We start from the raw sequence: 17,373 nt of genomic DNA, 5'->3' as shown, positions 1-17,373 counted from the left end.
CTCAATCGGTCTAGCATCGCAAAAAGTATGTGAGAATTGCTGTTTCGTCGTTATCCTATAACGGCAACGCATACCGAGGGCGAGACCGTGAAGATCAATTTCAAGCAGCTCGAGTACTTCCGCGCTTTGATGACCACGGGTACGGTAAGCCGAGCCGCAGAGCTCATGAATGTTTCACAGCCCAACTTGAGCCGCATCATCAAGCACATGGAAACTCGGCTGGGAATGCCTCTCTTCGAGCGGCGCAGTGGGAGGCTACTCCCCACGCCGGAAGCTGCCGCGCTCTTCCGAGAGATCGAGCCATTGCATGTCCACCTCACCTCGCTTGACGAAACCGTCCAGCGCATCATCGCTGGTGAGGCCGGTCGTTTCTGCCTCGGTACTTCACCGAGCTTAGGCCGCTTCGTGGTGCCGCACCTGCTTGCAAAACTGCATGCGAAATATCCCAACGCCGAGCTGCGCGTCGACGTTCTCTCTGTCGCTCAAGTCATCGACTACCTTTCATATGCACAAGGCGAATGCGCCTGCACGATCTTTCCAATCGATCACCCAATAATCGAAAGTACGCCACTCACCGACGGCCGCCTGGTCTGCGCCATGCCGAAGAAGCATCCGCTAGCTACGCGAAAGACACTTTCCGCACGCGATCTCGTCGACGAACATCTGATCGGATTCGATGCCGCCACCCCCCATGGACAGATCGTCACGGAGTTCTTCGAGCAAGCCCGACTCGCACCGCGCTTCCCTATCACAGTGCGCTTTGCCGAGACAGCCTGCGCTCTCGTCGAGCAGGGTTTGGGACTGACCCTGATCGATGAGTTCACCTGCATCGGCAATACCTTTCCGCAGTTGACCGCGGTTCCGGTGCAGACCCGCAGTCCGTTTCGCATTCACCTCCACCAACGCCGGGACCGTGCTTCATCGGCGCTCGGCAATGAGTTCCGGGAACTACTGCGGCGCTGGAACATCCGCTCCGTCAACACCTGAGGATACGCGCTGCATATACGGTCGGCTTCGATGTGGCAGGAGATCCTTGGGTTGAGGCACATGCCGACCCAAGGATTCCAGTGCATACTGCAGGCATCGTACGATTCCATTACGCGAATCGATCAGCGTTCCATCCCGATCTACCAGCAGGTTCATCTGTCACGAACCTGCCCTCATCAGAAGTTCACGCCCAAAGTAACTCCGAAGTAGCGCTCGAAGTCACGGGGAATCGCCTGGGCGACTGCACCTGCGCCTCCGACCGACCCGGAGATTCGACGCAACCCAGCTACGTAGTGCTCGTCAGTGAGGTTCTTCACGAAGAGCGTGACTTTGAATCGCTCACTGACCGGCGAGAGCCCTATGCTCATGTTCGCGAGACCATAGTCCGGGCGAGTCCAGACTGAGTTTGGATTGTTGGCATCCGCAAGGTTTGTGAACAGAGTTTCCGAGGTCCAGGTGTAGTTGCCGTTGAGACTGACGTTCCACGTAGCGACCTCGAACTCATAGTCAGCGGAGACGCCCCACTTTGTATCGGGAGCATTGAGCGGGACACCGCCTCTCACATTTTGCGTCGGGCTGACGAACAGATCACCGAACTCGTTGTCAGCGAATAGAAAGTTGCCAGCCAAGGTGAGTCCATCGAGTGCTCGCACCACGATCTCGCCTTCGTAACCCTTAGTGAACAGCTCGCCGGCAGATCGCAACACTGGCGCGCCAGAGCCGTCTGCTCCGGAGGATGTGGTCTGGTAGCCGGTGAAGGTAGTGTCATAGTAGGTCAGGTTGAACTCCAGGCGGCGGTCAAAGAAGCGGCTCTTCAGCCCCCCCTCCCAGGACTTCGATTTCTCCGGCGCGACGGGACTTTCGACGAAACCGGCCTGCGTGAGAAAGATGTCAGCGTCGACGGCTTGTCCTTTGTAACCGCGCGCATAGGATGCGTACACCATCAGGTCGTCTGTGAACTGGTATTTGGCGCTGGTTTTACCAATCACTTCGTCGTCGCTGAATTCCCGCACGAAATCGAAGTTTGGCGTGCCTACGTTTGCGCCCGGCTGCGCTGCGCCAGCCGTGGCGCCGATATGATCGCCGTTCGGACCCGTGACTTTCTGGTGGTGCCAACGCAGGTCTTCTTCCAGGTAACGAGCACCCGCCGTCAACGTAAGTCGCTCGATGGGTCGAAGATTGAAGTTGGCAAAGATCGCCTTGTTCGTCGTATCGACCTTGGTCGCCATGTCGGCAAGCACGTATGCTGTCGGCCGGTTGACCGTGACTGTCGTAGGCGTCGGAAAGGAAACATTGCCTGCAATGTTCGAGCGTACGCCCGCGATCGTGAGATCGCGCTCGACGACGCTGTCGTAGTAGAACAGGCCGACCATGTAGTCGAAGATGCCATCGGCGGGTGAGGTCAAGCGGAACTCTTGCGAGAACGTGTCGTTCATCTCGAAGCTATTGCTCTCGCCTACCACTCCGTTGCGAACAGAGAAGCTCAGCGGATTCACCAACAGTGCGTCCAGCCGAGAAAGTGCGTCCGCTGCAGAAATGCCCGGTACGGTTGCCTCGAAGAGCTGTTGAGGCGTGACACCCGTGAACGGAGCATTCGTGCCATCGCGATCACGGATCGCACGATCCCGATATTCACGATAGGCGGTGACCGATGTGAGAGTCAGGACCCCGATGTCGAAGTTGCCCTCGAGAGACACGCCGCGATTGTCCTGCGACCCATCCTGACTGGTGTTGAGATTGACATACTTGCTGTCGGGACCGACCTCTGCACCCGTGAAATCCTGAGTGACGTTTCCAGAGGCTGCCGGGGCCCGAATCGGTTCGGCGCAACAATCCGCAGTTCGCTCTGAGTAATCCGCGGCCAACAGCAAACTAATGCCATCACTGGGCTCCCAAGCGAGCTTGCCTCGCAGGCCATAGCTCTCGACGTTGTTCACTGTGTTGCCGGTCGCGACGTTTGTGACCTCACCGTCGTTGGTCCTGTAGTACGCGAAGGCCCGATAGGCGAGAGTTTCGTTGATTGGGCCAGTCAACATGAGATTCGCGCGGTACTCGTTGGCCTCTGCAGCAGTCACTTCCGCGCGGCCTTCGAACTCCGTTCGATTCGGCGCCTTGGTCACGATGCTGATGGCGCCCGCCGAGGCATTTTTGCCCTGGAGCGTTCCCTGCGGCCCGTTGAGGACTTCGACACGCTCGATGTCGCCGAGTCCATCGAACGCGGCGCCGGGGCGTGTGTACACGACGCCATCGATAATGGTGGCGACGCTGGGCTCGACGCCAACCGAGAATGCCTCGGTGCCGATACCCCGGATTGAAAAGTTGAACAGGCGCGCCTCATCCGCCGCCTGAAAGTTCAGTGTCGGCGCGAGTTGCTGGAAGTCTTGAGGATTGACGATCTGCATCTTCTCGATCGTGGCTGCTCCGACCGCAGTAATGCTCGCGGGAACTTCCTGGAGGCGTTCAACTCGCTTGTTGGCCGTGACCATGACCTCCTCGAGAAATCCACCACCCTCACCGGCAGCCGGTTGTGCTTCCTGAGCCCAGCTGGGCATGGCAAATGAAGTAGCTGCGAACAACGCAGGCGCAATCGTTCTAATTGACGTCGACATGAATCCCCCCCCATCACACCAAGATATCTTTGTCGTCGACAACAGCGACTAGACCTGAGCCCGTTGAAGGACGCTAGGCGACGAAGTGTCGAATCTTCCTTGGTGACGAGAATACGATCGGCTCATAGCTGAGCCAAGTGCTGATTTGTCTATCGTCTATAACGCAAGCGCATAGGTGGAAGTGTTGTCCTTCGCCTTGTTTCTTATCTGTGGCTTCGCACTGTAGTCGGATAACCCTGCCATCGATCAACCGATGCAAACCACTCATTCAGTCTGACCGCCATTGATCTGAGCAGAGTGGAGAATCATGCCACGGTGCCCGATGGTCGGTTTCTCCGATCTACTCGCGAGCGCTCGGATTCTGGCGGCAGTATCCAAGGAAATCGACGCATGGCAGTGGCGATTCAATCGAAGCTACGCGCAGCCAGATGCACCTCAAGTCAACGAAATCGCTCGCGGGCTGACCGCTTGTCGAACGAGGCTTTCGGCAGATCGCATCCGGCTACTCGAGTTCACGCTGCGCTCGTACGGCACTGTCATTTAGCTGTGGCAGAGTAATGCTGCCCCAGATACTCGACGATCGAACTGACGTCTTGCTCGCCCACTGGCGCTCCGAACACGTCGATCATCTTTCGAACACTGGTCTCCCACGCAGCACGATTCATCACAGGCGCCACCATGGTGATGTAATCGAGGCTGTGACAGACCGCGCAACGTGCCATCGTCACGTCGCGACCGACGCCCTCCTTCAGCCGAATGCTCTCTTCACCCGCGCGCGATGGGCTTGCTGCGAAGGCGCAGACCGTGAGCGCGAAGACCAACGCAGAATTCCTCATACGACCTCCAGCTGCAGCGTCTGGATGATGTTGTGGTGATAGCCCGAAGGATTTGGCGTGAGCTTGTCCATCTGCTGAGTGCCGTTGCGACTCGTAGCACGCACCGAGACTGTGATTGGACCCGCCCGAGTGGTATCGAGCGGTAAGTTGAACCCTCGCCACGCGAAACGCCCGAGATCCCGGCCCAGCGTCGTGGCTCGCCACGATCGGCCACCATCCTGCGAGATCTCGACCTTGGCGATTCCCGCGCCGTTATCCCATGCCCAGCCGCTCAACTCGGCGCGGCGGCCGCGGGTGAGACGAGCGCCGGACTCATGACTCGTGACCATCGAATTGATGAGAATGTCCGTGATCGGAGTCGTATCCGGCCGCTCCTGACTTTGAAAGCGTGCGCCGGGGAAAGCGTTCGTGGGTACGCGGTACGCCTTCTGCATCCAGAAGCCGTCGTAGGCTTTGGGCACGATGCGGATCTCCGTGAGATGCTTCACCCAATAGGTAGCTGTCCATCCCGGGACGACCAGGCGCGCCGGTGCGCCATTCCAGTGTGGCAGCGGCTGGCCGTTCATTTCGAAAGCAATGAGCGTGTTCTCGTCGAGCGCGCGCTCGACCGGCAAACTTTTCACGAAGTCCGGCGTACCTCGCAGCACCGCGGCATCCGCACCGTCGAAAACAACCTCGACTGCACCCGGCGCGACACCGACTTTCTGCAGCACATCGCGCAAGCGCACGCCGGTCCAGATCGCGTTGCCCATCGCGCCGTACTGCCACTGCACTCCGGGGACTCGCGGCGTAAACAGTCCACGCCGATTCCCCGAACACTGGTTGATCGCAGCGACGCTCACTCTTTCGAAGCCGCGCCGGAGATCGTCGAGCGACCACTCGAGCGTGCGGTTGGCACTGTCACCGCCTGCACGTAGCCGCCAGGTTCTCACATCCAGCTGGGGGATGTGTGCGAGGTGGTAGCGTACGAAGAAGGCGTCATTGGATGTGAACTCCGAGCGCAGATCTGCGAGCGGAGTTTCGTAGTTCGGTGGCCGGAACGTCTGTTTGATCAGCGGCTTTTTCTGCGGCAGAGCTATCAGCTCGGGTTCCGGAGCCTCGGCCATCGCACGCCCACTTCGCCACGCGAGATCCCCCACCAGAAGGGATCCACCCATGCCAGCAATCACTCCGCGCCGCGTGATCATGCATGATCTCCGAAAATTCGAGGCACACCTGAGCGTTCAGTGTACATCCGCAAAGGACTTTCATGACTGAGTTGTCTTCGCTCGGGGACGTCTCATTCGAGCGACAGGCGATGGCACGCCGATCCCTTCGTACGATGCGCTGGCAGTTGTTCTGCTCAGTTCTATCGCAAAGGGATATTCAGCTTGTACAGGAACACACTCATCGGCCTCGCGATGGCAGCGCTGTTGGTGGCCTGCGGCGGCGGCGGTTCATCCGGCAGTGATTCATCGCCGCCACCCTCATCGACCCAGCCACCACCGACCACGCCGCCCGGCGGGCAACCATCGACGAATGAGCCGCCGGCGAATCAGCCACAGCAGCCCATGCCGGATCCGGAACTCGAAGCACCGCCAGTTGCGGCGACGCCGGATCTGCCAACGCCCACGCCGGCAATGCCCGCGCCGCCGCCGTCGCATCAACTGCCTTCGGGCGTAGACGTGAGCAATCCGGGCGTGACGTTGCGGCCGGTGGCCGCGACTGCCTCTTCGGCCTTGGGCGGCAACACAGCCGCGCGAGCCATCGATGGCAACGCGACGACTCGGTGGGAAAGTGCCCATACCGACGACGCCTGGATCCAGTTCGACTTCGGCGTCAAGACCCAGATCGGCTCCATGAAGTTGACCTGGGAGAACGCCTACGGCCGCGAATACTCGATTCGAGTTTCCGACGACGGCGACAATTGGTACCAGCTTCGCTATGTCGTCGGTGGCCGGGGCGGCGCCGAAGAGTTCATGAATCTGAACTCCAATGTTCGCTACGTCCGCCTCACTGGCGTGAAGCGCGCGACTCAATACGGATATTCGTTGTTCGAGGTGGAGTTCAAATCCCCGGGCCGCGACAACACGCTCGGCGGCAGCGTGGCGACTTCGCTCGTGCCGTTTCCCAGCGCCGGCGAACCGCTGGCGCCCGCGCCTGCCGAGCGGCCACCCATCGAAGGCTTGCAGTTCACGCTGGCCGACGGGACGCTGGTCACTCGTTACGCCCAAGTCGGTCGCTCGCGCCATGGCCGCGAGCGCGGTGAGGACTGGAACGAAATCGGCTACGGGCCCAATGAAACCGTCGACGCCGCCGGCAATCCGGTGGACAAGGGGCCGGGTGCCTACCTGAACTTCGTCGCGCAATATTTCGACGGCCGTTCCTGGGGCGTCGAGATCATCGACAACAGCCGGGTGGCAGGTGTGACCCGACCGACGCTCAGGGTCAATCAATATTTCCAGCAGGCACAACGCGCCGGCGGTCATTCCTTCTTCCGTGGCTTCGATCGACCGGGCGTGACGGGATTCGGCTGGATGTCTCCCGGGCAGCTGGTAAATCCCTCGTTGTATCTCAATGACGCGGCGAGTTGTCAGGTGCAGCCGAAACCGCCGGAAGGACGGCTTGCCAATGCCAGCGGCCTCAACGACGGCTGCAGTGTGACGCTGGACAACTATCCTGGCCACGCCGAGCTCAGCCCCGACGCCAATGGTGTTCTGGCTCCCAATGGCAGATCGGTAGCCTCTCGTTCATTGCGGGTGGGTGACGTCATCGAGGTCACGATGTCGTTCTTCTCGACGCCGGAGGCGATGGCCGCGGCGGGCAACAAGGGCACCGGCCATCGCTACTACACCAATGAACTGACTTACGTCGTAGGCTCGGGCCTGCGTCCTCAGTATGGCGTGCAGCCGCGCTTGATGAATGCGCCGTTGCCGGAGGAAACGTGGCAAGGCGGCCTCGGCTCGGTGTCTTATGACTACGCCGACAACTCGGAATTCATGTTCCAGCAGCCGCATAACCACATCGGCATGCAGAACATGCAGCGCTTCCTGGACGGCCGCCGCATATTTCATACGAATATGCGCACCGGCGATCACAACGAGTCGGGCAACGAGCGGCACACTGCGCTGGCCGGGTTGCAGGGCCAGTTCTATAACCAGTCGACCTGCTTCAGCTGCCACATCAACAACGGCCGAAGCATGGCGCCGCAGGTGGTCAACCAGCGCCTGGATACGATGGTGGTCCGCACGGCACAGGCTGACTCCAATGGCCGGCAGTTGCCGCATCCGATGTATGGCATGGCCGCGCAGATGAACTCACAGCCCTCCAGCAGCGGTGTGCGTACTGATTGGGGCACGGGTGTCCGAGTCGCGGGATTTAATGTGAGGACGGTGACGCTCAACGATGGCACAGCGGTGCAGCTGAGCAAGCCCACGGTGGCATTCGACGGTCCGACGCCCGGCGTGTACTCGCTGCGCAGTGCGCAGCCTGTGATCGGTATGGGCCTGCTCGAAGCGATTCCCGATGCGGATATCATCGCGCGCGCTCGTGTGGCGCCGGATGCCGATGGCGTGAAAGGCACGGCGAACTATGTCTACGACCCGGAAACCGGCGCCGTGCGCCTCGGCCGTTATGGTTGGAAGGCATCCAAGGTCAGCTTGCGTCATCAGGTCGCCGCAGCGGCACTGCAGGACATGTCGGTCACTTCGCCGCTCTACCCCAACCGCGACTGCATGTTTGGACCCGCCAACTGCAATACCAACAAGGTGGAGCCGGGCATTTCCGAGGACATCCTCCAGCAATTGACTCGCTATGTCGCACTGCTGGCCGTGCCTGCGCAACGCAGTCTGGTCAGCGGCTTTCCGAAAGGCGTAGCGCCGCTGGCCTACCTGGACGTCAATCCAACGCAGATCGCCGCCGGCTCCTTGGTTTTCGATGCAGCCAAGTGCTCCGGTTGTCACACGCGCGAGATGCGCGCCGGCACGAACTCCGAGTTCGCCGAAGTGCGCAATCAAACGATCCGGCCGTACACCGATCTGCTGTTGCACGACATGGGCCCGGACCTCGCTGACACTCTGGTCGAAGGTCAGGCCACCGGCAGCATGTGGCGTACCTCGGCTCTCTGGGGCGTCGGCTACACCGAACACGTGGCCGGCAAAGGAGTAAAGATAGGGTACTTGCACGACAGCCGCGCCCGTACGCTGACCGAAGCCATCCTATGGCATGGCGGCGAAGCGACGACCAGCCGGCAGCGATTCGAACAGCTGAGCACCCAGGATCGCGCGGCGCTGCTGAGCTTCCTGCGGTCGTTATAACTTTCGCCACTCACGCCGGCAGCGCTCAGCGTTGTCGGCGTGAGTCAGCGCTCGTGAAGCGAACTAGTGCGCTGCCGCTATGGAACAGCCAAGCGACTGTGCCCGTTGGCGTTAACCTGCCAGAAGTTTTCATGGCCATGGTCGCACCGCACACCGGTCAGACGCCGGAGAACCGCTTCGGTGACAAGTCGCTGCTCATCACTGGGCTGCGGCTGTGCGCGAAGATGCTGCCCGGCGACTACTTCCGGACCTTCGTCTACCGCAGCCTCGTGCACAAGCCGCGTGCGGCGCTACGTCGCGCGTTGAACGCGTTCTACCGGATGGACCACGTCTACAGCGTGATCGAAGAATTCAGGGACAACTACTTTGGGCCCTTCGCCATTTTGGAGTTCGGCGTAGCGGACGGCTACTCCTTCACCAAGAAAGTCTTCGCCACACAATATCTCGGCGCGCACGCCGATATTATCTGTCACGGATTCGACAGCTTCGAGGGACTGCCAGCCTCCGACGATCCGCGCGACAAGCAGAGCAGCGACGGTGGAGACTGGCTACCGGGCCAGTATCGCGGATGCTACGAAGAGTTGAGCTCATATCTCGCCTCGAAGTACATCAACTGGCGGCTGCACAAGGGCTGGTTCGAAGATACGCTGACGGCCCGCTTTCTCGACAGCCTGAGCGTACACCGGCCAATCCTGGTGTGGATCGACTGCGACTACTACAGCTCGGCGCGCCTGGTGATGGAGCGCCTGGTGCCTTGGCTGCCAAACGGCTGCGTGATCTACTTCGACGATTATGAGTTCAACTACGGCAGCCGGTTCACCGGTGAAGCGCGTCTCGTTCACGAGATCAACACCGGTGCGCTGGGAGCGGGAATCGAACTGGTGCCGGACAAAGAACTGTCGTGGGATCTGCAGCGCTGCTATCGCTTCATGAGCGAGAAGCCCGTCGCAAGATTCAAGCGGCTGAAGCCCATCACCGATCCGGCGTATGAGTTGCGCAGAAGAGGCAACGATTCGGCGCTGCCCTGAGGAAGTGGTCACGGCGCGCTCTGCGTCACGATCGCACACGGCGTTGTGTCGCCGTATAGCTCAACCTTGCGGGCTTTCTTCCATCTCGCGACAGTACTGCTGCAAGCTCTCCGGTAGACCGTCAGGGCACTTGCCACACTGTCGATTCCCAGGGATCGCGTAATCGATGAACTTCGGGTAAGGCAGATTGAGGTTCTGCATCAACTCCACGAAGTCCTCGAGCGTTCGCTCGCCACCGAGACGCGGATTGCGTTGCTTCTCCTGAGCGATACTGGACACCCATCGGCCATGATAGTCATGCGCAGGATAGACGAGCGTTTCGGGCGGCAAATGGAACAACTTCCCACGCACGCTCGCATAGAGCGCACGCGCATCTCCACTTTGAAAATCAGTGCGACCGCAACCGTCGATCAATAGCGCGTCGCCGGTGAAGACGCGATCGCCTGCGACAATGGCGAAATGATTGTCCGTATGCCCAGGAGTGTGCATCGGGTCGAGCCGAACTCCGCCAACCTGCACCGGCACCGCGTCGCGCAGGCCGACATCCGTGCAGTCCAGCGCATCCAGAGCTGGCAGCGCGACGCGGCTGCCCGCCTCCCGCTTGAGCATCGTTGCCGATGTGATGTGATCGGCATGGATGTGGGTATCGATCGTCATCACGAGTTTCAAGCCCAGATCGTTCACGACCTCCAGATCGCGCTGCCATGCCGGCATGACCGGATCGATCAACACTGCCGCGCGGGTCTGAGGACATGCCAGCAAATAGGTATAGGTGGACGAAACCGGCTCGAAGAGCTGACGAAAGATCATGGCGTACTCCTCCAGATGACGAGAACCCCGCCCTCAGCGTGCTGTCTCACGCGACAGCTGCACCTGTGCCGGCGCCGCGTCTGCGCGAGCAGTGATTTCCGGGTCGAGGGTCGACATTGCTTGATGCTGGCTCATGAAGACACTGCCGGTAAGGTGCTGCAGGAAGTCCGAGCGCTGCAGTCGATCGAGTACCGGGCCTTTGACTTCGGACAGATGCAGGGTCACTCCGGCTTGTTTGAGGCGATCGAGGATCACTTCCAGACTGTCCAACGCACTCGCATCGATGTAGTTGACGGCGGCGCAAACGAGCACGACGTGGCGAATGTCGGGGCGCCGCGCCACCTCACCGTACAACCAATCTTCCAAATACCGGGCATCGGCAAAGTAGAGACTCTCATCGACCCGTACCGACAACACTGCAGGACTGGTGATCACACTGTGGCGCTCGACGTTGCGGAAATGTTCGGTGCCAGGAACCTGGCCCACGATGGCGATGTGCGGACGACTGGTTCGCCACAGGTACAACACGATGGACAGCGTGACGCCTGCGAGGATGCCGGCCTCAATGCCTACGACGAGCACTACGACGATGGTGGCTGCCATGGCGGAGAAATCGCTGCGCGAGTAACGCCATGTATGTCGCACAGTTTCAAGATCGATCAGCGAGAGCACCGAGACTATGATCGTTGCCGCGAGCGCAGCTTGTGGCAGATTCCGGAACAGTGGAGTGAACAATACCGCCACGAGTGCAATGCCGGCAGCCGTGAATACACTGGCCAGCTGCGTGCGCGCACCGGCATCGAAGTTCACAACCGAGCGTGCAAAACCGCCGGTGACTGGATAGCCGCTGGTGATCGCGGCTGCGACGTTCGCTGCACCGAGGCCGACCAGCTCCTTGTTCGCGTCTACGCGCTGACGGCGCCTCGCCGCCAGCGTTTGAGCCACTGAAATGGATTCCACAAACCCAATGAGGCTGATCAGAGCAGCCGCGGGCAGCAACTGGGCCCACGCAGTCGAGTCGAATCGTGGCAGGGACAGTGGTGGCAGTCCGGCCGGCACGCTGCCAACCACGTGCACCCCCTGCTCACGCAGATCCGCCAGCGCCACAACCAGAGTGGTGGCGATGATTGCAGCGACCGGCCCCGCCTTGGCCAGGCTATCTGCGATTCGCTCGCGCACGTTGAAGCGCAACAACAGCGGCTTGAGACCATGGCGCGCCCAAAACAAAAAAACCGTCGCGATGAGGCCGATCGCAACCGTCGGCAGGTTGGCTCGTGGCGCCGCTTCGATCAGTGCCGGCGACAGCTGAATGAGCGTATCGCCCTCGGCATCTACGCCGAGCAGATGTTTCAGCTGGCTCGCCGCAATGAGCACAGCCACCGCAGTAATGAATCCAGAGATCACGGGATGGCTGAGGAAAGTCGCAAGAAATCCCAGACGGAGCACCGCCATGGCGAGCAGCACCACACCGGACAGGAGCGCGAGGACGAGCGCAGCTTCAACATAGCTGGCCGAGCCCGATCCTGCGATCTTCCCTGCCGCTGCCGCCGTCATCAACGAGACGACCGCGACCGGGCCGACGGACAATGTGCGGCTCGATCCGAACGCCGCGTAGGCAATCAGCGGGGCGATGCTTGCATACAATCCGATCTGCGGCGGCAAGCCGGCAAGCATTGCGTAGGCAAGGCTCTGCGGAATGAGCATGAGCGTAACGATGAGCGCTGCGAACAGATCGCCGGTGAAGTTCGATCGATCGTATCCGCGCAGCCAGCTCACTGCGGGTAGCCAGCGCTCGGTTGTGAGACGCACTTTCATTACCGCTGACTCAGGTTCAGCCGCTTACTCGCAGTAGGCGGCGTAAAGCGCATCGAGTACGCCAATTGCCGGCCCGTCGGCGAGCGAGTAGTAGATTGCCTGCGCCTCGCGTCGGGTAGTCACCAGCTCCATCTCCCGCAACGTCGCAAGATGCTGGGATAGCGCTGACATGCTCAGGCCTACCAGAGGCTGAAGCTCGCCAACGGATGTTTCGCCTTCAACGAGTCGGCACAGTACCAGAAGCCGCGCGGGGTGAGCCAACGCCTTCAGCAGGTCGGCTGCGCTTTCGGCATGCCGCGCCATCTCGGCTGGATCCGGAAGTTTACGGGCGGCACGGCGCTTCGACTGAACTGGATGCTTCATACGATAGTGGCACGACGAGCTTGACGCGTACTTTAGCGATCTCTAAATTAGCTCATGCTCAACTACTGCACAAGCCCACTGTGGCATGAGACATATCGGGGTGCACGATGACAACCTGGCTGAGCGCGCTCGCAGGCGGCGTGCTGATCGGATTGGCCGCGACTCTCTTGTTGTGGCTCAACGGCCGCGTCGCCGGCGTGAGCGGGATTTTCAACGGTGTGATCTTCCCAAACAAAGGCGACGTCGCATGGCGCTATGCGTTTCTCATCGGGCTCATCGTCGCAGGCGGCGCCTACATGGCGTTTGTGCCGGGCGCCCCGCTGCCGCGCACTGACTATTCGCGCACAGCGCTACTCGCTGCGGGCTTGCTCGTCGGATTCGGCACTCGCATGGGCAACGGCTGCACGAGCGGGCACGGGGTCTGCGGGCTGGCCCGACTCTCGCTGCGCTCGTTCGTCGCGGTACTCACCTTCATGGCGACGGCCATGGCCACCACCTTCCTCGTCAAACACGTGCTGAGTTGAAAATGGGATCGCTGGTAATCGCCGCCCTCGTCTCGGGTGCGCTGTTCGGCACCGGTCTCGCCATGTCCGGCATGACCGATGCGCAGCGGATAGTCGGGTTTCTCGATGTCTTCGGCGACTTCGACCCCGCCCTGCTGTTCGTACTGGGCGGAGCCGTCATCACTACAGTCGTGTTGTTCCGCTTCGTGCTCAAACGCGGCAGCCCGGTCCTTGCAAGCACATTTCATCTCTCCAACCTGCGTCGGATCGATCGACGTTTGCTCGGCGGTGCCGCCTTGTTTGGCTGCGGTTGGGGAATCGCAGGATACTGCCCGGGGCCAGCCCTGGCCGCACTGGGCATCGGCTCACTGGAAGCACTGTGGTTCGTACCAGCGATGATCGGCGGCATGCTGCTGCATCGGCTGATCAACCGAGCTTGAGGATCGCGTCGTGAAGAATTCGTTGCTTGCCGTGTCGTTTGCACTCTCCATATGTTTTGGCTGTTCGACAGCAATGTCGCAACCCCCAGTGCCTCACGTCGCCGCTGCGATCTCCCCATCCCCGGGCATCGTGGTCGCAGGCCGGCTAAAGCCTGCAGACATCGCGCAACTGAAGGATGCTGGCATCGAACAGATCATCGATCTTACGCCGGACGATGAGACTCCCGACTTTGACGAGGCGAACGCAGTTCGATCCGCCGGCCTCGACTATTCGAATCTACCGGTGCGCGATGCCGCGGATCTGACGCGAGAGAACGTGATCGCCTTCGATCAGATGATGCGAAATGCGAAGAGGCCGGTGCTCGTTCATTGCGCGAGTGGCAATCGTGTCGGCGCCATGGCTGCGCTGCGCAGCGTGTGGATCGATGGAAAGTCGGAAGAGGATGCGATTGCCATCGGTAAGGCCTGGGGATTGAAGGGCCTGGAGCCCCAAGTGCGCGAGCGCATCCGCTCGCTTCGCAGGTCCGAATCCGACGCATCGCTGCACTAGGAGGCATGTATCGAGGTTTCGATGTCTCCCGCAAAGACATCCAGGACGTCGTCATCGTAACGAAACTCGGCGCCTGATCGCCGCGCAATGAGATAACCGGCGGCGGGATTGCTCCAGATCCCGCCCGGCGCGCCGTCACTCATAGGTGGTCACGGAACGTACATACTCAATATTCAGGAGTGGATTTGTCGGGCACAGATTCGTCCCCGAAATCCAAACTTGTCTGCCCGCCGCACGCGCCTCCAGCAGCATGGCATAGGTTGCCTTCCCCCAGGCGTTGCTCGTATCCAGGACGTAATCCCATGTCGAATTATTCGAGCACGAGCCTTTCGATGTCATGCCGCTCAACTTGATGTGAACCAACTCACCCAAGTTCGAGGCGAGGGCCATTCTCGTGATCGTCACTTGGCCAGATTCTCCTGCGACCGCCGCCTGAGCACTGAAGACGACACACAGAGCAGCACCCAGCGACGCTATGAATCGGGTGGAGCGTGCAGCGTGCTTCGGTATTGAACTATCCATGGCTCGGTTTCCTCGTTGTTGAAACCCGACCCTAGCACACCCCCAAGACAAAACGACAACTCAAGAGACGGCAGCCAAAGCGGCAGACTGCCGCTTGTAGAGCAGCAACAGCGACGCGGACGCCAGGCTCATGCAAACCGCCAGCACACAGCCAAGCGAGAGACTGGCTGGCCGATCGAGCGATGTGGCAACACTGATAGCTACGATTGCCGTGCCCATTTGCAAGAATCCCAAGAGGGCCGATGCAGCGCCTGCCTGTTTACCGAACGGCTGTAGTGCCATCGCCGTACCGAGCGGATTCACCAAACCCATTCCCAACAGGAAGATGCTCAGAGAAACGCTGAAGTGAAGCAGGTTTGCCGAGCCGGACAGCAACAGGAGACCACCGACCAGCGCAATGATGCTCCCAGTTATCGCAGTAGCATGTGTGCCCCAGCGGGAAGCAAGCTTTGGGGTTGCGATTCCGGCGCCGAACACAACGAATACTGTTGTAGCAAAAAAGTAGCCCAGCTCGATGGGCGTCAACCCGAGCCCATCCATCAAGATCGCCGGCGTCGTTGCAAAGAAAGTGAATAGCCCTCCTGCAACCATGCTTACAGAAACTGCCGGCAACACGAAACGGGAGTCCTTCAGCAGGCGGATGTAGTCACCGAAGATTTCAGAGGCCGTTGCGCGCTGTCGCGCTGCAGGCGGATGGGTTTCGCCCATGTGGGCAAAATAGATAACACCAAGCGCCAGGGCCAGCGTGGCAACCAACCAGAATGCACTACGCCAACCCGCAAGATCAGCCAACAGCCCACCCAATAGCGGGGAGAATCCGGGCGCCGCGGCCATAGCAACCATGATGAAGGAAAGCGCACGGGACAATGCCACGCCATTGAACAGATCTCGGGCAATCGAACGCGACAGAACGGAAGTTGCACATGCGCCCAAACCCTGGACCACTCGACCCAGCACCAGCCCTTCAAGATCGTTGGCCGTGGCGCAGATGGCACTGCCCGCGACGAGCACTGTCAGACCGCCCAGCACCAGCCACTTGCGACCGAGGCGATCCGATGCGGGACCGACCAGCAACTGTCCGAGCGCGAAGGGAACAAAGAAACCGCTGAGCGTGATGGCCAGATCTTTGGTCGGCACAGACAGCGAGTGCCCGATATCGGAGAAAGCAGGCAGGATGATGTTGGTAGCAAGCGAGGCCAGCGCCGCCAGACTGGCCAGTAACGCGAGGATGAAGCGATTCGTCAAACCCGAAGGTCGCCCAGCATTTGCTTCGTCGATCGAATCGATCATTGGCTTCTCTGACATGTGACAAGCAGCCTGCAGTCAGATGCGCTCAATGATGGTGGCGATTCCCTGCCCTCCCCCAATGCACATCGAGACCAGTGCAGTGGACTTCCCGCTGCGTTCCAGTTCGTCGAGTGCCATTCCGATCAGCATCGCTCCCGTTGCTCCCAGCGGATGACCGATGGCAATGGAACCGCCGTTGACATTGACTCGATCCGGGTCGATGTCGAGTTTTCGGATCGTTTGCAGAACCACGGCCGCGAACGCTTCGTTGATTTCCCACAGATCGATATCACTGGCTCGCATACCGGCCGCTTGCAACGCCTTCTGGCTAGCCGCGGCAGGTGCCGTCAGCATGATTAGCGGTTCGCTGCCGATCGTGGCAAAGGCACGGATGCGGGCATGGGGTTTCAGGCCGTGTGCCTTGACGTAGTCCTCCGAAGCGATGGCCACGGCGGCCGCACCATCTACGATGCCGCTGGAGTTTCCTGCTGTGTGAACGTGCCGAATCGTTCCCGCCTGCGGATACGCTGCCATCGCGATCTGGTCGAGGGTTTCTCCATTCGGCCCCACGCTCGTTCTGCCGAGCGATTCGAACGCAGGCGGCAATGCTGCTAGCCCCTGAGCGGTGGTATCCGGGCGGGGAAACTCATCGCGCGCCAGTAGCAATGCTCCTGTCAGCGGGTCGTGGACGGGAATGAGCGATCGATTGAAATATCCCTGCTCGATAGCGACGGCTGCGTTACGTTGCGAACGCAATGCCCATTCGTCGAGTTGTTCCCGACTGAAGCCATCGAGCGTGGCGATGAGGTCGGCGCTGATCCCTTGCGGTATTTGGAATACCCGCTGTCGCAGTTTGACATTGCCGCCATCCTGACCGCCGCCGTCCGCGCCGAGACCGAACTGCGACATGCTCTCCACACCACCTGCGACGACGAGTGGTTGCGCGCCGGATGCAACGCCCATAGCCGCAAAGTTGACGGCCTGCAGCCCCGACCCGCAAAAGCGATTCAGCGACACACCACCAATCTCCTGAGGCCATCCCGCGGCAAGCACTGAATTACGCGCAATATTGGCGCCCTGTGCGCCGACTTGGGAGACGGCGCCAACGATGACATCGCCCACGTCGCTCACATCGAAGCCCGCCTTTTCAGGCAAGGCCTTCAACACGGTGGCCAATAGCTCCTGCGGATGAACACCGGTCAGTGCACCCTTGCCCATTTTTCCCTTGCCACGCGGCGTGCGCGCCGCTCCGACGATGTAGCTTTTCATCACGTCTGCTCCGAATTCCTGCCGCCATCGTAGGTCGCAGCGTCATTTGGCACGAGTGG

Annotated in this window: 15 protein-coding genes; 6 read left to right on the top strand and 9 right to left on the bottom strand. The window is 60.4% G+C overall.

Annotated features, from left to right (window positions below):
- Positions 1 to 87 precede the first annotated feature (87 nt).
- The gene (locus tag D0550_RS14530) at positions 88 to 987 is read left to right on the top strand and encodes a LysR family transcriptional regulator (RefSeq protein WP_153067171.1); all 900 of its coding nucleotides are present in this window, start codon (positions 88 to 90) and stop codon (positions 985 to 987) included.
- A gap of 176 nt (positions 988 to 1,163) precedes the next feature.
- Here the strand turns inward: D0550_RS14530 and D0550_RS14525 are convergent, their stop codons facing one another.
- The 3 genes from D0550_RS14525 to D0550_RS14510 all read right to left on the bottom strand — a co-directional run bounded on the left by D0550_RS14525 (position 1,164) and on the right by D0550_RS14510 (position 5,589).
- Positions 1,164 to 3,596 (bottom strand): TonB-dependent receptor, encoded by a 2,433-nt coding sequence (locus tag D0550_RS14525; protein WP_116809903.1) that lies wholly within the window; start codon positions 3,594 to 3,596, stop codon positions 1,164 to 1,166.
- 536 nt (positions 3,597 to 4,132) lie between these two features.
- Positions 4,133 to 4,432 (bottom strand): cytochrome c, encoded by a 300-nt coding sequence (locus D0550_RS14515; protein ID WP_116809901.1) that lies wholly within the window; start codon positions 4,430 to 4,432, stop codon positions 4,133 to 4,135.
- Positions 4,429 to 5,589, bottom strand: coding sequence for a molybdopterin-dependent oxidoreductase (locus tag D0550_RS14510; protein ID WP_161965828.1), 1,161 nt, complete (start codon positions 5,587 to 5,589; stop codon positions 4,429 to 4,431). Before D0550_RS14510 ends, D0550_RS14515 begins: the two co-directional genes overlap by 4 nt.
- A 243-nt stretch (positions 5,590 to 5,832) precedes the next feature.
- Here D0550_RS14510 and D0550_RS14505 point away from each other — a divergent pair, with 243 nt between their 5' ends.
- Together D0550_RS14505 and D0550_RS14500 are read left to right on the top strand one after the other, a co-directional pair.
- Positions 5,833 to 8,727 (top strand): di-heme oxidoredictase family protein, encoded by a 2,895-nt coding sequence (locus D0550_RS14505; RefSeq protein WP_116809940.1) that lies wholly within the window; start codon positions 5,833 to 5,835, stop codon positions 8,725 to 8,727.
- A gap of 131 nt (positions 8,728 to 8,858) precedes the next feature.
- Positions 8,859 to 9,755, top strand: coding sequence for a TylF/MycF/NovP-related O-methyltransferase (locus tag D0550_RS14500; RefSeq protein WP_161965827.1), 897 nt, complete (start codon positions 8,859 to 8,861; stop codon positions 9,753 to 9,755).
- A gap of 60 nt (positions 9,756 to 9,815) precedes the next feature.
- Here D0550_RS14500 and D0550_RS14495 read toward each other — a convergent pair whose 3' ends face one another.
- The 3 genes from D0550_RS14495 to D0550_RS14485 are packed head-to-tail and all read right to left on the bottom strand — an operon-like array spanning position 9,816 to position 12,743.
- Entirely contained in the window at positions 9,816 to 10,565 is a 750-nt protein-coding gene (locus tag D0550_RS14495; RefSeq protein WP_116809898.1) for an MBL fold metallo-hydrolase, read from the bottom strand.
- Between the two features lie 33 nt (positions 10,566 to 10,598).
- Positions 10,599 to 12,380, bottom strand: coding sequence for a SulP family inorganic anion transporter (locus D0550_RS14490; protein ID WP_116809897.1), 1,782 nt, complete (start codon positions 12,378 to 12,380; stop codon positions 10,599 to 10,601).
- A 24-nt stretch (positions 12,381 to 12,404) separates the two neighbouring features.
- Positions 12,405 to 12,743 carry an ArsR/SmtB family transcription factor gene (locus D0550_RS14485; RefSeq protein ID WP_414717294.1) on the bottom strand — a complete coding sequence of 113 codons (339 nt, stop codon included), beginning with the start codon at positions 12,741 to 12,743 and terminating at the stop codon, positions 12,405 to 12,407.
- 107 nt (positions 12,744 to 12,850) lie between these two features.
- Here D0550_RS14485 and D0550_RS14480 point away from each other — a divergent pair, with 107 nt between their 5' ends.
- The 3 genes from D0550_RS14480 to D0550_RS14470 all read left to right on the top strand — a co-directional run bounded on the left by D0550_RS14480 (position 12,851) and on the right by D0550_RS14470 (position 14,236).
- On the top strand, positions 12,851 to 13,267 hold the full coding sequence (locus D0550_RS14480) for a YeeE/YedE family protein (RefSeq protein WP_116809896.1): 417 nt from the start codon (positions 12,851 to 12,853) through the stop codon (positions 13,265 to 13,267).
- A gap of 2 nt (positions 13,268 to 13,269) precedes the next feature.
- Positions 13,270 to 13,686, top strand: coding sequence for a DUF6691 family protein (locus tag D0550_RS14475; protein ID WP_116809895.1), 417 nt, complete (start codon positions 13,270 to 13,272; stop codon positions 13,684 to 13,686).
- A 73-nt stretch (positions 13,687 to 13,759) separates the two neighbouring features.
- Positions 13,760 to 14,236 carry a protein tyrosine phosphatase family protein gene (locus tag D0550_RS14470; RefSeq protein WP_116809894.1) on the top strand — a complete coding sequence of 159 codons (477 nt, stop codon included), beginning with the start codon at positions 13,760 to 13,762 and terminating at the stop codon, positions 14,234 to 14,236.
- A gap of 135 nt (positions 14,237 to 14,371) precedes the next feature.
- Here the strand turns inward: D0550_RS14470 and D0550_RS14465 are convergent, their stop codons facing one another.
- The 3 genes from D0550_RS14465 to D0550_RS14455 are packed head-to-tail and all read right to left on the bottom strand — an operon-like array spanning position 14,372 to position 17,317.
- Entirely contained in the window at positions 14,372 to 14,758 is a 387-nt protein-coding gene (locus D0550_RS14465) for a hypothetical protein (RefSeq protein ID WP_153067170.1), read from the bottom strand.
- Between the two features lie 60 nt (positions 14,759 to 14,818).
- The gene (locus D0550_RS14460) at positions 14,819 to 16,048 is read right to left on the bottom strand and encodes a multidrug effflux MFS transporter (protein WP_116809938.1); all 1,230 of its coding nucleotides are present in this window, start codon (positions 16,046 to 16,048) and stop codon (positions 14,819 to 14,821) included.
- Between the two features lie 33 nt (positions 16,049 to 16,081).
- Complete coding sequence (locus D0550_RS14455) at positions 16,082 to 17,317, bottom strand: acetyl-CoA C-acetyltransferase (RefSeq protein WP_116809892.1); 1,236 nt, start codon at positions 17,315 to 17,317, stop codon at positions 16,082 to 16,084.
- Positions 17,318 to 17,373 lie beyond the last annotated feature (56 nt).

This window comes from Steroidobacter cummioxidans (assembly GCF_003104955.1).
The sequence above is the reverse complement of the archived record's forward strand: the minus strand, read 5'-3'. Positions and strand labels throughout refer to the sequence as shown.